This is a genomic window from Spirosoma sp. (assembly GCF_048594605.1).
Classification (GTDB): domain Bacteria; phylum Bacteroidota; class Bacteroidia; order Cytophagales; family Spirosomataceae; genus Spirosoma.
Map to the genome: position 1 here is coordinate 19,801 of NZ_JBMDWV010000287.1, position 17,947 is coordinate 37,747.

At 48.5% G+C, this 17,947-nt stretch carries 13 protein-coding genes; 8 read left to right on the forward strand and 5 right to left on the reverse strand.

Annotation, left to right across the window (positions count from 1 at the left end; all coding sequences use genetic code 11):
* Positions 1 to 68: 68 nt before the first annotated feature.
* The 3 genes from ACOJS8_RS17110 to ACOJS8_RS17120 are packed head-to-tail and all read right to left on the reverse strand — an operon-like array spanning position 69 to position 6,811.
* Positions 69 to 2,216 carry a tetratricopeptide repeat protein gene (locus ACOJS8_RS17110; protein ID WP_420149759.1) on the reverse strand — a complete coding sequence of 716 codons (2,148 nt, stop codon included), beginning with the start codon at positions 2,214 to 2,216 and terminating at the stop codon, positions 69 to 71.
* A gap of 30 nt (positions 2,217 to 2,246) precedes the next feature.
* Positions 2,247 to 3,632, reverse strand: a complete 1,386-nt coding sequence (locus tag ACOJS8_RS17115) for a sensor histidine kinase (protein ID WP_420149760.1) — start codon at positions 3,630 to 3,632, stop codon at positions 2,247 to 2,249.
* Positions 3,629 to 6,811: a cyclic nucleotide-binding domain-containing protein gene (locus tag ACOJS8_RS17120; protein ID WP_420149761.1), complete on the reverse strand. Its 3,183-nt coding sequence runs from the start codon at positions 6,809 to 6,811 to the stop codon at positions 3,629 to 3,631. Before ACOJS8_RS17120 ends, ACOJS8_RS17115 begins: the two co-directional genes overlap by 4 nt.
* Before the next feature lie 127 nt (positions 6,812 to 6,938).
* Here ACOJS8_RS17120 and ACOJS8_RS17125 point away from each other — a divergent pair, with 127 nt between their 5' ends.
* Together ACOJS8_RS17125 and ACOJS8_RS17130 are read left to right on the forward strand one after the other, a co-directional pair.
* Positions 6,939 to 8,237, forward strand: a complete 1,299-nt coding sequence (locus ACOJS8_RS17125; protein WP_420149762.1) for an amidohydrolase family protein — start codon at positions 6,939 to 6,941, stop codon at positions 8,235 to 8,237.
* 197 nt (positions 8,238 to 8,434) lie between these two features.
* Complete coding sequence (locus tag ACOJS8_RS17130) at positions 8,435 to 9,721, forward strand: citrate synthase (protein ID WP_420149763.1); 1,287 nt, start codon at positions 8,435 to 8,437, stop codon at positions 9,719 to 9,721.
* Positions 9,722 to 9,807: 86 nt separating this feature from the next.
* Here the strand turns inward: ACOJS8_RS17130 and recA are convergent, their stop codons facing one another.
* Both recA and ACOJS8_RS17140 read right to left on the reverse strand, forming a co-directional pair.
* Entirely contained in the window at positions 9,808 to 10,902 is a 1,095-nt protein-coding gene (recA, locus tag ACOJS8_RS17135) for a recombinase RecA (RefSeq protein ID WP_420149764.1), read from the reverse strand.
* Between the two features lie 245 nt (positions 10,903 to 11,147).
* A complete protein-coding gene (locus ACOJS8_RS17140) occupies positions 11,148 to 11,654 on the reverse strand; it encodes a hypothetical protein (protein ID WP_420149765.1) in 507 nt (168 codons plus the stop codon).
* Positions 11,655 to 11,925: 271 nt separating this feature from the next.
* Here ACOJS8_RS17140 and eno point away from each other — a divergent pair, with 271 nt between their 5' ends.
* The 6 genes from eno to ACOJS8_RS17170 all read left to right on the forward strand — a co-directional run bounded on the left by eno (position 11,926) and on the right by ACOJS8_RS17170 (position 17,945).
* Complete coding sequence (gene eno, locus ACOJS8_RS17145; protein WP_420149766.1) at positions 11,926 to 13,206, forward strand: phosphopyruvate hydratase; 1,281 nt, start codon at positions 11,926 to 11,928, stop codon at positions 13,204 to 13,206.
* 83 nt (positions 13,207 to 13,289) lie between these two features.
* Positions 13,290 to 13,601, forward strand: coding sequence for an FtsB family cell division protein (locus ACOJS8_RS17150; protein WP_420149767.1), 312 nt, complete (start codon positions 13,290 to 13,292; stop codon positions 13,599 to 13,601).
* A gap of 105 nt (positions 13,602 to 13,706) precedes the next feature.
* The gene (locus ACOJS8_RS17155) at positions 13,707 to 14,222 is read left to right on the forward strand and encodes a low molecular weight protein-tyrosine-phosphatase (RefSeq protein ID WP_420149779.1); all 516 of its coding nucleotides are present in this window, start codon (positions 13,707 to 13,709) and stop codon (positions 14,220 to 14,222) included.
* A 55-nt stretch (positions 14,223 to 14,277) separates the two neighbouring features.
* Positions 14,278 to 15,855, forward strand: a complete 1,578-nt coding sequence (gene gpmI, locus ACOJS8_RS17160) for a 2,3-bisphosphoglycerate-independent phosphoglycerate mutase (protein ID WP_420149768.1) — start codon at positions 14,278 to 14,280, stop codon at positions 15,853 to 15,855.
* A gap of 168 nt (positions 15,856 to 16,023) precedes the next feature.
* Positions 16,024 to 16,362 carry a hypothetical protein gene (locus ACOJS8_RS17165; RefSeq protein ID WP_420149769.1) on the forward strand — a complete coding sequence of 113 codons (339 nt, stop codon included), beginning with the start codon at positions 16,024 to 16,026 and terminating at the stop codon, positions 16,360 to 16,362.
* 188 nt (positions 16,363 to 16,550) lie between these two features.
* Complete coding sequence (locus ACOJS8_RS17170; RefSeq protein ID WP_420149770.1) at positions 16,551 to 17,945, forward strand: glycosyl hydrolase; 1,395 nt, start codon at positions 16,551 to 16,553, stop codon at positions 17,943 to 17,945.
* The last annotated feature ends 2 nt before the right edge of the window (positions 17,946 to 17,947 follow it).

The following is a 17,947-nucleotide window of genomic DNA, read 5'->3' on the forward strand; positions in this document are numbered from 1 at the left end:
CTGGCGTCTGATGTATCTATCCTATTATTGCCGGCACGTAGGGTTGCACATTTCTTTCTGTAAGGTTTTTATATGGGAATAATGACTGTAAATGTTGTGCCTTTTCCCTCCTGACTGTCTACAGACAGAGTTCCACTGTGGCCTTTCGTAACGATATCATAGCTCAGCGACAAACCCAGGCCAGTCCCTTCGCCAGTAGGTTTGGTGGTAAAGAAGGGTTGAAAAATCTTTTGCTGAATCTCATCCGACATGCCCACCCCGTTGTCCATTATCTGAATAGCGACCTCCTTATCTCTACGTCTGGTGACTACACGCACGTAGGGCTGATAGTCAGCTTCGGCTCGTTTTTTTTGTTGCAGTACAGCGTACAAGGCATTGGAAAATAAATTAAGCAATACCCGGCCTATTTCCTGCGGCATAACCTGCACTAAGCCCAACGAAGTATCCAGGTCGGTGATGAGCTCGGCATTAAATGATTTGTCTTTGGCGCGTAGGCCATGATACGCCAAACGGAGATATTCGTCACACAGGGTATTGAGGTCTGTCGGTTCTTTCTGACCAGTGCTTTTTCGTGAATGCTCCAGCATACCTTTTACGATATTCGACGCCCGGTTACTATGCTGAATAATTTTGTCTAGGTTATTCGATAAGTCAACTGACAGTTCTTCTTCCAGTTCCTCATCCCGATTTGGTCCTTTCTTTCGTTCTTCGCTTAGCTCCTGCACCAGTTCTGCAGATACTTCAGAAAAATTAGTAACGAAGTTTAACGGATTCTGAATTTCGTGGGCAATACCAGCAGTTAGTTCACCCAGCGAAGCCATTTTTTCGCTGTGAATCAGTTGTTTTTGCGTAGCTTTTAATTCCAATAGAGCCTGATTTGTCTGATCACGCTGAGACTGAATTTCGTTTTTTTGCTGTTCCAACAGTGCATTGGCCTTCTGCTTCTGGCGGTTATTACGGTACATCAGAAAAAGTATTCCAAGAATCAAAGCCATGCCGATTAACGTAGCCACCAGCAACTGCCTTTGGCGTTGTGCCGTTTCCTGTTGTAAGGCTTTATCTTTCTGAAGCAAAGCAATTTGTCCCTGTTTTTCCGCCAGACCGTAGTTGTATTGCAGCAGAGCCAGTTGCTGCTGCGTATCCCGCCCCGAAAGAGTATCGGCATAAGCAATGTATTGCTGCTGATAAGCATAAGCATCGGCAAACTGGCGTTTTGCTACGTATACCTGCGCAAGAATTTCATTGGCATCTCTTGTAGCCTCCCGGTACCCGATTTGTTGGCTCAGCTTCAGACTACGCAGACCGTAAGCTAACGCGCTATCGAGCCTATTTTGCTTTAGATAGCCTCGGGCGAGTGTCGTTTGCGTCCAGGCCACTACGTCGTTCTCCGGTATTTTTGTTAAAACGTTGAGCGCCCGATACGCTATATCAAACGCTTCTGCATAGTTGCCCTGAGCCACATACATGGCGGCCATATTGCTTTCGGCCTGAGCAGCCAGACGAGGGCGATTTAACGTACGCGCCAGGCGGATTGATTTGTTATAATAACGTTCTGCCCGGCTGAAATCTAACTGCAGACGGTACATATCGCCAAACCCGTTCAACTGTCGGCAAACACCTTCCTGATCATTTATTCGTTCACATAGCTGAATAGCCGACGATTGAAAAGCCAGGCTTTGCTGATAATCTCCGATGATTGTGTATAAGCCGCCTAAGCGTGCTGTCGTGCGGGATAATAATTCAAGATCGCTCGTTTTTTTTGCCAGCTCCCAAGCCTCTAAATCGTACTTAAGAGCGGGTACATAATCCCCCCGCTGCGTATAAAACCAGCCAATCTGGCTTAACGTCTGTGCCAGACCAACCTGATCGTTTTGCTGCTTAAATAATTGTCTGGCCTGCTCCAGGAAAGGAAGAACCTGAGCGGAACCTTCATACGTATCGTGCCCAATACCCAGCATATAAACAGCTGTAGCTTCACCGCGCCGGTAATGGAGTTTTCGGGAAAGCCTCAACGCTTCCTCAGCCAGTAAGACGGTTTGTCTGGGCTGCTCCCCCCGCCATAAAAACGCCAGCCTGTTTAGTTGATTGATCCGAATCGTGTCCGACTGAGTATGATTGGCTAGCTGGGTACGTAATGCATTCCGCAACGAGTCCTGACCTCGTGCACCCACTATATTCAGCCCAAATAAGAATACGACCAGCAGGCGAATGAGCATAGTAATAACCTTTCCTAAAACCGCCTGAACTCAAGCCGGCAATCGAATAGTAAAAGTAGTTCCCTCGTTCTCCTTACTCTCAACGGACAGGGTTCCACTATGGCCGTCTGTTATAATATCGTAAGCCAGCGACAAACCCAGCCCAGTACCTTCGCCCGTGGGTTTGGTGGTAAAGAAAGGCTGAAAAATCTTTTGCTGAATCTCATCCGACATGCCCGTGCCGTTATCCGTAACGGCAATTACGGCCTGATTATCTGCACAACCCGTACGTACCGTAACAATGGGTTTGTAGCCAGCATTGACATCGGCAGAGGGACTAACTTGCTTTTTGCGCTGCTGTACAGCATAAAAAGCATTGGTGAACAGATTTAATAGTACGCGTCCTATATCCTGCGGAACCAGGCTAACCGGGCCGAGCGACGTATCAAAATCCGTATTTAGGGTGGCATTAAATGTTTTGTCTTTGGCCCGCAAGCCATGATACGCCAATCGCAGGTATTCATCGCACAAGGCATTTATATCGGTAGCTTCCCGCTGTCCTGTACTGGAGCGTGAGTGCTGCAACATTCCCTTGACAATAGACGAAGCCCGGCCGCCATGATGATGAATTTTCTCAAGATTTTGTTTCAGGTCTGTCAATAATTCAGATTCCAGATCCTTATCCCGGTCAGTTTTTGTTTGCTCTTCGCTTAATTCGTCAATTAACTCCATGCTAACTTCAGAGAAGTTATTGACAAAATTGAGTGGGTTCTGAATTTCGTGAGCGATGCCTGCTGTCAGTTCGCCGAGCGAAGCCATTTTTTCACTGTGAATCAGTTGTTTCTGGGTGGCTTTCAGCTCATTGAGTGTTTGCTCCAGCTCTTCTTTTTGCCGTGTAATCTCGGCCGTCCGTTCCGCTACCAGGTATTCAAGTTCATTTTTCTTACCCTCAATGATACGTCGTTCTTCAGCTTCTTTCTCACGTTCAAGTCGTTCTTTTTCCAGCGATCGCTTCTGGTTTCGAGCGATGATCACAAACGTAACAAGCCAGACAAATGCAAACGTGGCCCCCGATTCAATGTATACTTTAACAGACGTATAAACGCTTGGAAACAGAAATTTCAGTAGATCACGGGCAACAATAAGCAACGTATAGGGCGCTATGGCCAGCAGTAGAGTTCGGGCATGCCGTAGTTCATAGAGCTGCCAGACGGTGTAGGCAATGGCCCCGGAAACAATCAGCCAGTACCAGGTTAACCACGGGTCAGGAAAAACTTCGCCCAATGCCATCAGCAAAAAAGCCGACAGCCATACGTATTTAAGATAATTGTCCCAGACGGGTATCTGCGTGCGCGTATCTAAAAGTCGTCTGACATAATTAATTACAGCAACAGCAATACCAATAGCAATGTAAGAGTCTCCATCCGACCAGTTCATAGCTTTTCCTGGTTAGCTTGTTTCGATTGGCGGGCAATCAGTTCATTCTGCCGCCGAATGCGGCCCGATAAGCTCCGGACAATACTACGTAGCACTTCTCCCCGCTCTTCCATCAGATCATAAAAATCGTCCTGATCGATACGTAGCAACCGTACATCCGTGACTGCTTCGGCCGTAGCCGAACGGGCTTCGGTATCCAGCAGGGCCAATTCACCAAAGAAATCGCCCCGGCCGAATCGGGCCAGTTCTGTATTTCCATCGAGAATAACCACCTCACCCGTATAGATAACGTACATACCTGTACCCAAATCACCTTTGCGAAAAACCGTTTCGCCAGCTGCATACTGCTCTTCTTTCATAATCGGCGTTATGCTAGCCAGTACGTTCTCCGGGGTTTGTGCAAATAGGCTGGCATGAGACAGCAGTAAGACCCGGTCGTAAGCTGAAATCTGTTCGGTCAACTGGGCTGAATGATTCATAAGTAGTGGGGATAAGGTAGGGAACTGGGACGTTAATAGCTGCTGGGCTTCTAACTCTTCTTTGGCTGTTAAGCTACGTAATGCAACGCTAACTGTCCAATCCGAAAAAGCGATTTCACCCACTCGTAAAATATACGATCGTATGGACTCCGAATCGTTAAGGGCTCCTAACTCCGTATCAAGAATACGCACTTTTTCCGCTCTGGGAAGGTCATCAACCAGCACCTGAAGCGTCTGATACGTATCACGGGGAATCAGATTGTCCAGCATCTCAAGGGCGTTGGCTCGCCGTTCGCGGGCAGGATGTCCGATACCTAGTCTTGCGCCCGCAATTGTATCCGAGTCATACAACTGGGTTAATATATCAAACAATCGCTGAACTAGCACCGACAACTCGTAGTCAAGCGTTTCGGTCAGGTCAGGGTCCGTCAGGCTTCCGTGCAGAAGTCGCTGCGCAAACGTCACTTCTTCATGCGCCAGTGCCCGAAAAATTGGATCGTCGGCGGGTTCATCCTGAAAACGTCGTAAGGCCCGCAAGGCAGCACCCCGAATGAATAAGTCCGTCTGCTGGGCCATTTCATTCAGAAGTTGACGGCTTTCGGGTGTACCAATCGCACCACTAATGGCAGCAATACGTTCCTTTACAACACGATCGGGTGTTTCATGAAGTACGTTACGTAGTGCCGGAATGAGTTCTGCACCTCTCGCTTTTAAAGCTTGCGTAACGGCCCGACCAATGGTTTTATCAGCGATATGATTTAATAAATATCGGGTCAGATTAGCGTCTGATAATTGGCCGGCCGCCGAGATCGCGACCCTGGCAACACCCGCGTCTGAACTGCTTAGCCGTTGATGGACCAAAGACGCAAAATCGTTCAGGCGCAGCGTACCAATCATGCTCAGCGCTATTTGCTGATAGGTCGGATCAGCATCAGTAGCCAGCTGAAGAAGTTTCGCCTGAGCGGCAGCATCATGCGGATTTAATTCTAGTACGCCCCGAATTGCACCCCGCCGGATGCTTACATCCGTATGATTGATCAGGGGAGCCAGTTCAGCGGATTCTACGTTGATACGTCTCCCTAATAAATAAGCTGCCTGCTGACGTAGAGTCGGTTCTTCATCAGCCAGCGCAATATGAGTCAGCTGACGTACCGGCATTGCCTGACTCATGTGTGCAGCCGCAGCCAGGGTTCTGCGACGAACGTTTACATCAGGATGAGTTAACAGCGCCGGAAGTTGATTAGCAAGTTTCGCCGGACTATGGGCATCGAGCCAGCTAATTGCGGTTAACACATCATCGGTCCGACTACTCTGAAGCTGGTCAATAAGAACTGCCTGAGCGGTTGCGGGCATAGCCAGTTGATCGCGTTCCAGGAACCGGCGTCCAATTGCGTCGTTCAACTCCAGCAAATACTTTTTATAGGTATGGCGAAGAAGCCAGATAGCGCCAGCCATGAGTAATATCCAGACTAGCGGAATCCCTGATTCTAACGTAGCATGAAGGGCGGCAATCAATACGCCGGCAAAACCCAGGCCGATAGGCTCATAAAGTCCTTTGGCCAGCGTATGTCCTTTAAGGCGCTGGGGTGGAAGCAGGGGTTGAAATAAGACCAGAAAAACCGGATCGAACAACGCCCGACGTGCTACTTCAAATAGCAGATATAATCCACAGAAATAAACCAGTAGAATCGTTTCAGTTGTTCCAACAAAATGTAGAACCGTTAAACCTCCCAATCCAACCAGAGCAACCCAGGGTAACACCAGCAGCGAACGTTGCACGCCGAAGCGGTCAAGAACCTGACGTGACATGAGTAGCTTAACGATCATAGCCACCCCATAGGTTAGCGCCAGTACGTAGCTAACGTATCGAATTACGTCCGTCTGGTTATGAAAGCGATGCTTTACGTTAATAAAGAAATTATACTCGATTTCGGTCCCAACGGCGGCTAACACAGCCATACTCAGGCACATGTAAAAGATTAGTTCACTGCCGCCAAACTGTTTTCCGATCAGGCGCGATGGCTCACGACCAATGGCTCGGTCGGAGCGGTGGGGCGCGTGCACATCGTGCGATTGGATGGTCAGACGTAACACGTAAAGAGCCGCCAGAAACATTGCAAAGGCTACTATTAACAGACGAATAACGTCGTCGTGCGCATGAACCAGAGCCGCCAGAATGGCACCTAGCGCCTTGGCTGGCATATCACCGGAACTAATTACGCTGAAAAGTCGCTTGCTCTGCCGGGTATCGAAAACCACCGCCGAAACGCCCCAGAACTCCAGGTTTGTCAGCAAATAAATGACCCGATAGCCGGTCATTATCGTAACCGCAGCCGCTACAGAATGCCCAACGACAACCAAAATACCGACAATTACAGTCATCACGACAGCCGCCAACAGGACCCGGATCGCCAATGTTTGTAATGCCAGGTGGTGCTCAAAATAGGCATACAGCCGCCCGACAGCAATCATACCAATGGCCGATGCGATGTAGGCAACAGGCAAACTGGTCTCAGGATTATTCTCAAGCAGAATGGCATTGGCCGCTACGTAGATCAGGATAGTACCAATGCCCAGCAAAAAGTTATGAATAAAGAATAAACGTACCGTTCTTCCTTCCTCCGGTCGGATGCCTAACACCCGATGCCATCGTTGCGGCTGGGAAGGCGATTGATACGTAGAATCTGCATCAACGGTCATAAGCAGGTTTGCAACACGATTTATGGTCAAATATAAGCACCGACTACTCAGAAGATGATTACCTACTACGTAATATGCATCAGAATTCACCTATCTTCAAATACGTTCATGAATAAACCGGATTACAATGACCCTGAGTAGATTAATTTTCGTCTGTGTATTACTGTCTCAACCCTGCTCTTTTCTCTTTTCACAACCAGGCAAACCAAACACATCAACCAGAAATGGGTCAGGTGATTACCTACTTCGTCCGGATCGGATTTTCGATGGCGAAACGTTTCATGAAGGCTGGGTTGTGCGTGTAAAAGGTGATAAAATCGACGTAGTTGGCCCCTCGAATACCGTTTCAACAGATGGCGCCGAGATTGTCGATTTGAAGGGGGCTACGTTGCTGCCGGGTTTAATCGAAGGCCATTCGCATTTATTACTGCATCCGTACAACGAAACGACCTGGGATGATCAGGTTTTGAAAGAAGCGCGGTCGTTACGTGTCGCCAGAGCAACGGTTCATGCACAAAAAACACTGATGGCTGGCTTCACTACGGTTCGGGACCTTGGCACGGAAGGGGCTGACTACGACGACGTAGGGTTAAAACAAGCCATCAATCAGGGGATTATTCCGGGGCCGCGAATGGTTATAGTAACGCGCGCCCTGATTGCTACGGGCAGCTATGCACCGAAAGGATTTAGCCCCGATATTGATGTGCCACAAGGCGCTGAAGAGGCCGACGGACAGGATGCGCTAGTAAAAGCCGTTCGGCGACAGATCGGTAAAGGCGCCGATGCAATAAAGATTTATGCTGACTATCGCTGGGGCTTAATGGCGGAAGCGCAACCAACCTACACAGTTGACGAAATTAAACTAATTGCAGAAGTAGCCGCAAGCAGCGGCCGGGCCGTAGTGGCCCATGCCAGCACAGCCGAAGGGATGCGTCGGGCCATTCTGGGCGGCTGTAAAACCGTTGAACATGGGGACGCCGGCACACCCGAAATCTTTGCTCTTATGAAACAGCATAATACAGCTCTGTGTCCAACGCTGGCAGCCGGGGATGCTGTTAGCCAATACCGTGGCTGGAAAAAAGGCGTGGAGCCCGAACCAGAACGTATTAAACAAAAGCGCGTTACGTTCAAACAGGCACTGGACGCGGGCGTAACGATTTGTGCCGGAGGAGATGTCGGTGTGTTCAGCCACGGCGATAATGCTCGTGAACTAATCATGATGGTCGATTATGGTATGAAACCCAGCGACGTGCTACGTTCAGTCACCTCAATCAATGCTGATACGTTCCAGCTAAAGGATCGGGGCCGAATCAAACCAGGTCTATTGGCCGATCTGGTAGCTGTAGAAGGCGATCCCGGCAAAACGATCGCTGATTTGCAACGAGTTCGGGTGGTGATGAAAGGCGGTTGTTTTTATAAAAGGTGAGCAGAAAATTTATTGCCGATTCTTTTTGTTACAATTTAATAAAAAGGTAATACGGGTTTTTTACAACAATTTCATCCGTCGTTTGAATTTTTGGGCTAATTTCGCCCGGTGTGGATTCGCACGGAGCGATAACTTGCCCGAATGACTCACTCTTATGAAAATTCATTACCTCTGATTAAATCTACCCCTGTTTTTGTATGGCAAATTCCGCTGAATTAACGGTCGATGGTAAGTCTTATTCATTCCCAACTCTGGAGGGAACCGAACATGAAAAAGCCTTCGACATCTCGAATTTACGTGATCAGACCGGCTACGTTACGTTAGACCGGGGTTACAAAAATACCGGTGCCACAAAAAGCGCCATTACATTTTTAGATGGTGAAGAGGGTATCCTGCAATACCGGGGTTACGCCATTGAAGACTTAGCGGCAAAAGCATCGTTTCTGGAAGTTGCTTACTTACTGATTTATGGTGAACTGCCCACGAAAGATCGGTACACGCAGTTTGAAAATTCAATTCGTCGCCATACGCTGGTCAACGAGGACATGCGCAAAATCTTCGACGGTTTTCCGGTAAAAGCGCATCCAATGGGGGTTCTGGCTTCGCTGGTTAGCGCGATGAGTGCCTTCTACCCGGATATAGAAGGCGAAAGCGAGGAGGATAATACTGATCTGCACATTATCCGGCTTCTGTCCAAGCTACCTACCATTGCGGCTTGGTCATACAAGCGCTCGAAAGGACATCCGATGAATTACCCGCAGAATAAGTTCGATTACATCCAGAATTTTCTGCATATGATGTTTGCCCTGCCGGTCGAAGAGTACAAAATCGATCCGGTAGTAGTCGATGCCTTGAATGTATTGCTTATTCTTCATGCCGACCACGAACAGAACTGTTCAACCTCAACGGTTCGGCTTGTTGGATCATCGCAGGCGAACCTTTATTCATCCATTTCGGCAGGAATCAGTGCGTTATGGGGACCATTGCACGGTGGAGCCAATCAGGAGGTAATTGAGATGCTCGAAGCTATCAAAGCTGATGGTGGCGACGTATCGAAATACGTTGATATGGCTAAAAACGCGAAAACTACCGGTTTCCGGTTGTTTGGTTTTGGGCACCGTGTTTATAAAAACTTCGATCCCCGTGCTAAAATCATCAAAAAAGCTGCCGATGATGTACTAAGCAAACTCGGTGTTAACGACCCCGTTCTAGAAATTGCCAAAGGACTCGAAGAAGCTGCGTTAAACGACGAATATTTCATCCAGCGCAAACTTTACCCGAACGTAGACTTCTATTCGGGAATTATCTATCGTGCTCTGGGTATTCCAACCAACATGTTTACGGTCATGTTTGCCATTGGCCGTTTACCTGGCTGGATCGCGCAATGGAAAGAAATGCGTGAGCAAAAAGAACCTATTGGCCGCCCTCGCCAGATTTACACTGGTGCTACGTTACGAGAATTTGTAGCAATTGAAAACCGGTAAACGCTAGTGGTATAAGGCATATAAAAAAACAGGCTGGTTGTCAACCAGCCTGTTTTTTTATATGCCTTATACTCTTGAGCAAGAAATTAATCGTCGAGCAGGCCTTCGTCGTCAGCTTCCGTACCTTCAAGAACGGGATCAAGAAGAGCGTCGTCATCTTCGGCAATTTTCGCCCGAATTTTACCCTCCAGTTCACCCATCAGTTCAGGATTATCAAGCAGCAGTTCTTTAACGGCATCACGACCTTGTGCCAGACGGCTCGTACCGTATGAGAACCAGGAACCCGACTTTTTAACGATTTCCATTTCAACCGCCAAGTCAAGAACTTCACCAACTTTCGAAATTCCCTGACCATACATAATGTCGAATTCAACGACTTTGAATGGAGCAGCCAGTTTGTTTTTTACTACTTTTACTTTCGTCCGGTTACCCACTACGTTATCGGCACCTTCTTTAATCTGACCAATTCGACGGATGTCTAACCGCACCGACGAATAGAATTTCAGCGCGTTACCACCGGTAGTTGTTTCAGGGTTACCGAACATCACACCAATTTTTTCACGCAATTGGTTGATGAAAATACAGCAGCAACCCGTTTTATTAATCGTACCTGTCAGTTTACGTAACGCCTGAGACATCAAACGAGCTTGCAGACCCATTTTGCTCTCACCCATTTCACCTTCGATTTCGGCTTTCGGGACAAGCGCAGCAACTGAGTCAATTACACAGATATCAATAGCGCCGGAACTGATCAGATGCTCGGCAATTTCAAGCGCCTGCTCACCATTGTCAGGCTGCGAGATTAACAAGTTTTTGGTATCAATGCCCAGCTTTTCAGCATAGACACGGTCAAACGCGTGCTCAGCGTCGATAAAAGCAGCCAAGCCGCCTGCTTTTTGCGCTTCGGCGATGCAGTGCATCGTTAGGGTGGTTTTACCTGATGATTCAGGTCCGTAGATTTCTACAATACGACCACGAGGCATTCCACCAATACCAAGGGCTAAATCCAATCCCAGCGAACCTGTCGAGATAACCGGAACGTCAACAACTTTGCTTTCGCTCAGGCGCATTACAGTGCCTTTGCCGAACGCTTTATCAAGTTTCTCGATGGTTGTTTGAAGAGCTTTTAATTTACTGTCATTAGCAGATGCTGTGGCTTGCGCCGTATCTGATTTTGCCATGTTAGGATGGTTGTTTAAACAGATAAAATTACCCAAAAATGGGCAATTTACCAAACGGTTTTTGAAAATAGTTCGGGGTTTTTACGGGCGTTTTCAAGCAAACGAAATTCACCAGGAGATGCCCGTCTAAACGCCATATAATGAGCGGTTTACTGCAGCGTACTATTAGCCTGACCTGGCCCGGTAAGACAGGAGCTATCCGGCATTTAACTGCCTATCAGGCAGACGCAGTGAATGCTACGTAGTTACAGCGTCGAATCGGCCGGAACAGGTTGTTGAGTTGGCGCTGGCTGCTGAGATTGAGGCTGGCTTTGCTGCGGCTGGACAGAGGGTGTCTGGTCTGGTTGATAACCCGGATACGCCGATCCATCACCGTATGGACGAGCCGGTGGGCCAACGATCTCTACACCTGTGATGTAGTATTTGGTTTCGCCATTCCATGGGAATTTGAGGATTTTTTCCTCGTAATGCAGGGTTACGCGCTGGCCGGTTTTGACAGCCTGAGTGATTTGTTTGGCGACAGCGTCATCATCTACCGAAAAATCGAAATACTGAGGAGTAAGCGAACCCGTTTCACCCGAAAAACCCCCTACGTTCAGAACACCTTCGTATGTTTTAAAAATAAACCCCCGGCGGCTGAATTTCGAGACTGTTCCAGCCCGTTCGCCATCGCTGTAGCTCCAGCCGGTAAGCGCGTAGAGCACGCCAAAAATGATTAATAGGAACAAAAGAAAATATAGTATACCTCGCATAAATTTATAGTGGTTTGGTGGCAAAAATGAGCCCACAAAGTAGAGAACATTTTCTGACAACTTCTGTTTCAGGTCTTTGTTGACATTAAATTAATAATAAGGTCACACGCTTACCTACTCTCTTTTCCTGCACTGTTCTAAAAGTTTTGCCCTGTATTTTGTTACTTTGCGCCCGGTAAGCCTATCCGCCTAATCGCTTGGTAGTCAAACCCCCTAAACCGGCGTGCCGGACTGATAGAATATTTCGTTATTAATCTTTCTTATTCTTCCTATGAGTACCATCCTCAGCATTCATGCTCGACAAATTCTGGATTCACGCGGAAATCCGACCGTTGAAGTCGACGTACGTACCGAAACGGGTTTCCTAGGTCGTGCGGCTGTCCCCTCGGGCGCATCGACAGGCACCCACGAAGCCGTCGAACTTCGCGACGACGACAAAAAGGTGTATATGGGCAAAGGCGTCCTGAAAGCGGTTTCAAATGTTAATGAACTGATTTTTCCGGAACTCGTCGGCATTTCGATCTTTGATCAAAGCATGATTGATAAAATTATGCTCGAGCTGGACGGTACGTCAAACAAAGGCAAATTAGGCGCGAATGCCATCCTGGGTGTATCGCTGGCCGCTGCGAAAGCAGCTGCGCAGGAAGCGGGCTTACCGCTTTACCGGTATATCGGGGGGGTAAATGCCAATACATTGCCCGTCCCGATGATGAACATTCTGAACGGCGGTTCGCATGCCGACAACTCGATTGACTTTCAGGAGTTTATGGTTATGCCCGCCAATGCGTCGAGTTTCTCGGAAGCGCTACGTATGGGCACCGAAATTTTCCATACGCTGAAAGGTGTTCTGAAAAAAATGGGCCTCGCTACCAACGTAGGTGATGAAGGCGGCTTTGCTCCGAATATCAAATCGAACGAAGAAGCTATCCAGACCATTTTGCAGGCTATTGAAAAAGCAGGCTATCGTCCAGGCGAGGATGTTTGGGTCGCTATGGACGCTGCTTCATCAGAATTCTACGACGCCGAAGCCGGAGTTTATCACTTCAAAAAATCGACGGGCGATAAGCTGACGTCCTCAGAAATGGCTGGCTTCTGGAAAGACTGGGTTAACAAATACCCCATTCTGTCGATTGAGGATGGTATGGCCGAGGATGACTGGGCTGGCTGGAAACAACAAACTGACCTGCTGAAAGATAACAAAACCCAGCTCGTCGGCGACGATTTGTTCGTAACCAACGTAACGCGCCTTCAGGAAGGTATTGATAAAGGAATTGCGAATGCGATTCTGGTGAAAGTAAACCAGATTGGCTCACTGACCGAAACAATCGACGCTGTAAATCTGGCCAAACGTAACTCGTATAAAAGTGTGATGTCGCACCGATCTGGCGAAACTGAAGATGCAACCATAGCGGATTTAGCGGTAGCGCTCAATACGGGCCAGATCAAAACGGGTTCGGCTTCGCGCTCTGACCGGATGGCTAAATACAACCAGCTTCTGCGTATTGAGGAAGAACTAGGCGAAACAGCCTATTTCCCCGGACTTAAATTTTAAAGCAGAGGGCGAAGGGCGTGGGGCAAAGGTAAAACAACCTTTCTCCCTCTGCCCCGCGCCCTCTGCCCTCTGCCCTATGCCCTATGCTTCAAAAAATTCTTCACTACGGCCGAAATTTCTACGTTGCTACGGGCTTAGGCCTGTTGGGATGGATGACCTTTTTTGACGCAAACGATTTGCCTTCCCAGATTCGGAACTGGTGGAAACTACGCGAATTGGACAGAGACGCTACGTATTATCAGGAGCGAATCAAAACCATCCAGATCGAACGTCAGGAAGTATTGGGCAATGATCAGCTTCGCGAAAAGTTTGCCCGCGAGAAGTACCTGATGAAAAAGCCCGGAGAGGATGTGTTTGTGATTGTGGATGAAAAAAATGAACCGCTTGAAAAATAGCAGGGAGAGCATGTGTTGCGCGGATAGCAGGGCATGACAGGATTTTTTAATACTGTGCAATCCACCGCTATCCCTTCCACCCATGCAATCCCTGGCCTGAGCCATATGTTAAACGTCCTCTTCGTTTGTTTAGGTAATATATGCCGGTCACCGGTGGCGGAGGGCGTGTTTAAGAATTTAATTGCTGAAGCAGGGCTTGATGAGCAGATAAGCTGTGATTCTGCCGGAACATCCTCTTATCATATTGGCAGCTTGCCTGACCGCCGTACCCGAGAAAACGCCCTTGAGCACGGCCTTACACTTACACACCGCGCCCGGCGTTTTACAGGAGAAGATCTAGCCCAGTTCGATTACTTTGTAGCGATGGACGAAAAAAACCTGGAAGCCATCGAAAAACTGAATTACCGAAGCACGGGCCTTTATACCACTGATACGATTTTTCTCCTGCGAGAATTTGATCCGGAGGTCAGCGATGATCCTAATGTTCCGGACCCATATTATGAAGGACCTGACGTTTTTGAAGAAGTCTACCAGATTACCCTGCGTTGCTGCCGCCAGTTACTGACCTATTTAGTCCAACAACATAAATTTCAAATTGAGCCTGAACGAATAAGCGATTGAGCGACTATGGGTTGCTTCAACTATTCACTCATCCATTCACGCACGCATTGAACCTATGAATAAAAAAGTCATTCTTATTATCCTCGACGGTTGGGGCATTCCACTAAAACCCGAAGTATCGGCAATTGAGTCGGCCCATACACCATTTGTTAACTCACTCTATTCCAAGTATCCGAACAGTACGCTGGAAGCTTCCGGCCTGGCGGTTGGGCTACCGGCTGGCCAGATGGGTAATTCGGAAGTAGGGCACATGAATCTGGGCGCGGGACGGGTTGTTTATCAGGATCTGGTAAAAGTTAATAAAGCCGTTGAAGAGCATACACTCGATAATGAGCCTGTTTTGGTCGATGCATTGAATTACGCCAGGGCTAATGGCAAAAAAGTGCATTTTATCGGATTGGTTTCCGATGGCGGTGTTCACGCGCATGTCGATCACCTGAAAGGTCTATTATCCATCGCTCACGCCCATAACCTAACCGACGTATTTGTGCATGCCTTCACCGACGGTCGCGATACAGACCCGAAAGGCGGCATTGGGTATATTATGGACGTCCAGTCGCATATGGCAATCACAACGGGCCAGATTGCCAGTGTTACCGGCCGTTACTATGCCATGGATCGTGATAACCGCTGGGAGCGGGTTAAAATTGCCTACGACGCAATGGTACACGGAGAAGGCAGAAAAGTAGCTCCTATCGACGTAACAAACGCTTTACAGGAATCGTACGACGACAACGTAACGGACGAGTTTATTAAACCGATCATTGCGGCAAAAGAGGATGGTTCGCCAGTAGCGGTTATCGAAGAAGGTGACGTAGTGCTTTGCTTCAACTTCCGTACCGACCGGGGCCGCGAGATTACGCAGGCGCTGACCCAAAAGGACTTCCCGGAGCAGGGCATGAAAAAACTGGCGCTTAACTATATCACTATGACCAATTACGACAGCGAATTCATCAACGTCAGGGTCATTTTCGATAAAGATAACCTCGAAAAAACGCTGGGAGAAGTCGTGGCCAATGCCGGACGGAAGCAGATTCGGATTGCCGAAACCGAGAAGTATCCACACGTTACGTTCTTTTTCTCGGGTGGTCGGGAAGAGCCGTTTACGGGCGAAAAGCGCCTGCTTTGTCCTTCGCCGAAAGAAATGACCGTTCTGGATGAAAAAGGCGTAGAGATAACCATTCCCGTAAAAACATACGACCAGATTCCCGAGATGGCAGCTTACGACATCCGTAACGCCATTATTCCGGAATTGGAAAAAGAAGAGGCTGACTTCATTTGCCTAAACTTCGCTAATACGGATATGGTTGGGCACACAGGCGTTTTTGAAGCGGTCGTCAAAGCTGCCGAAACAGCCGATGCCTGCGCGAAAGCGGTTACAGAAACAGCACTCGAACATGGTTACGCAACAATTATTATTGCCGACCACGGGAATGCCGAATATATGGTTAACGAGGACGGCTCGCCCAACACCGCTCATACCACCAATTTAGTGCCTTGTATTCTGGTCGATAAAGACTATCATCCTGAGTTGAATAACGGTAAACTGGCCGATATTGCGCCCACAATTCTGCAACTCATGGGAATTCCCCAACCGCTGGAAATGGGCGGAGTGAGTTTGATCAAAGGGTAAACGCATTGCTCAGACATATACCGAAAGCCGTGTCCTGTTCCACCAGGGGCGGCTTTTTGTACTTAAATGGAATGTCGATTTTTAGGATGGCTAAGCTAAGTAGCCCTTGCAACGGTACGGGAGCTAATTGGGTCAGTTTATTAAAAGAATAAACCCGACCCTATACTTATGAAATGGACTAAACGTTCGCTAATCACCCTTATGCCGCTACTGGCTCTGAACGCTTGCCAAAAGCATAACGAAGCGGTTGTAACGCGTTCAAAGACAGGCGAAACCTACGAGCTAGGAACTGTCTTGCCCGAACTTAGAACCATCCAAAATGATACAGCTCGAATCGCTCTTTATCCGCATGCCCGTTGGTTTTACCTGGATATGCGAATGACAGGTAGCCAGGAATACCTGGCCCTGATTCAATCCGCGGCTAAATCCGGCCGTCAGATAAAGGCTCGCATTTTCAAGCGTCCTGCTGGCGTATACGGCGAGGAGATTGCTCAGGTTTATGAATAGTTCACGTGATAACCGGCCCACCTTTCAAGCTACTCAAATTCCCTTTTGCGGCAGTTACATAGCTTGTCCTACTCTCTTTACATTATTATTCATTATAAAATCGGTGTTCTCTCACCTCTTGAATAGTAGTAGACTCGCGAACTGATCTTTAGAGAACGTAGCGCCAAACCCGCCACTTTTTCTAGCGTATGCAGATTAACCAGTCTCTACAGCCCACCGATCTTACCGAAAAAATAGTCCGATTCTGGCAGATCTCCGGCCAGAAAATACGCCAGATCGAAACCGAATACGACGTAACAAAAGGCTCGCCTGTTTTTACCGTTGCCGGAAAATATTCAACGCGCGGCTGGACCGAGTGGACACAAGGATTTCAGTTCGGCTCAGCTATTCTTCAGTTCGACGCCACCAACGAAGTGGATTTCCTGGAAATTGGCCGTCAGAAAACGCTGCACGTTATGGCTCCGCACATTAGTCATATTGGCGTGCATGACCACGGTTTCAACAACGTCAGTACGTATGGCAATTTGCTACGTTTGATGGGCGAAGGCCGAATTCCAGCGAATGACTGGGAAAAGAATTTCTACGAACTGGCGCTGAAAATTTCGGGAGCGGTGCAGGCCAGCCGCTGGACACCCATAAAAACCGGCGGCTTCATTCACTCGTTCAACGGTGCGCACTCGCTGTTTGTCGATACGATACGTTCGTGCCGGGCATTGGTGCTGAGTCATGCGCTGGGTCACGTATTTCAGGCCGAAGGCGACGTAAAAATCAGCCTGCTCGAGCGCGCCTTACAACACATCAAAGCCACCGCCGATTATTCGGTATTTTACGGCGAAGGTCGTGATACGTATGATCTGTGGGGACGTACCGCGCATGAAAGCGTTTTCAACGTAAAGGATGGCAATTTCCGCTGCCCCAACTCGCAGCAGGGTTACTCAGGATTTACAACCTGGACACGCGGCTTAGCCTGGGCGATGTGCGGTTTTCCCGAACAACTTGAATGGCTGGCCACGCGTAGCGACAATGAGCTGGAGCTGTTCGGCGGACGTAGCACCATCGAAGCTTATATGCTGAAAGCCGCTACGGCTACCTGCGATTTTTACATTGCCCATACACCTACCGATGGAATCCCGTATTGGGACACTGGCGCACCAAACCTACACCACTTAGGCGATTACCTGAGCCGACCTGCCGATCCGTACAATGAGTTCGAGCCCGTCGATAGTTCGGCTGCAGCCATTGGGGCGCAGGGCTTGCTACGTTTGGGCAAGTATTTGACCGAAAAGGGCGACACAGATGCAGGCAAACGGTACCACCAGGCCGGTTTGACTGTACTTGATACATTACTGGACGAACCGTATCTGAGCACCAACCCCGATCATCAGGGACTGCTGCTCCATTCGATTTACCATCAACCCAACGGCTGGGACTACGTACCGCCCGGTAGTAAAATTGCCAACGGCGAGTCGAGTATGTGGGGCGATTACCACATCCGCGAAGTTGCGCTGTATGTGCAGCGTATCATCCGCAATGAACCGTATTACACCTTCTTTAACCGGATTGCCGGACCACAGATTGCCTGACT

Bases quoted from the DNA above. Each gene is read 5' to 3' on its own strand.
- ACOJS8_RS17110 (WP_420149759.1), bottom strand. From the start codon at position 2,216: ATGCTCATTCGCCTGCTGGTCGTATTCTTATTTGGGCTGAATATAGTG.
- ACOJS8_RS17125 (WP_420149762.1), top strand. From the start codon at position 6,939: ATGACCCTGAGTAGATTAATTTTCGTCTGTGTATTACTGTCTCAACCC.
- ACOJS8_RS17150 (WP_420149767.1), top strand. From the start codon at position 13,290: ATGCTTCAAAAAATTCTTCACTACGGCCGAAATTTCTACGTTGCTACG.
- eno (WP_420149766.1), top strand. From the start codon at position 11,926: ATGAGTACCATCCTCAGCATTCATGCTCGACAAATTCTGGATTCACGC.
- ACOJS8_RS17120 (WP_420149761.1), bottom strand. From the start codon at position 6,811: ATGACCGTTGATGCAGATTCTACGTATCAATCGCCTTCCCAGCCGCAA.
- ACOJS8_RS17115 (WP_420149760.1), bottom strand. From the start codon at position 3,632: ATGAACTGGTCGGATGGAGACTCTTACATTGCTATTGGTATTGCTGTT.
- recA (WP_420149764.1), bottom strand. From the start codon at position 10,902: ATGGCAAAATCAGATACGGCGCAAGCCACAGCATCTGCTAATGACAGT.
- ACOJS8_RS17170 (WP_420149770.1), top strand. From the start codon at position 16,551: ATGCAGATTAACCAGTCTCTACAGCCCACCGATCTTACCGAAAAAATA.
- ACOJS8_RS17165 (WP_420149769.1), top strand. From the start codon at position 16,024: ATGAAATGGACTAAACGTTCGCTAATCACCCTTATGCCGCTACTGGCT.
- ACOJS8_RS17140 (WP_420149765.1), bottom strand. From the start codon at position 11,654: ATGCGAGGTATACTATATTTTCTTTTGTTCCTATTAATCATTTTTGGC.
- ACOJS8_RS17130 (WP_420149763.1), top strand. From the start codon at position 8,435: ATGGCAAATTCCGCTGAATTAACGGTCGATGGTAAGTCTTATTCATTC.
- ACOJS8_RS17155 (WP_420149779.1), top strand. From the start codon at position 13,707: ATGTTAAACGTCCTCTTCGTTTGTTTAGGTAATATATGCCGGTCACCG.
- gpmI (WP_420149768.1), top strand. From the start codon at position 14,278: ATGAATAAAAAAGTCATTCTTATTATCCTCGACGGTTGGGGCATTCCA.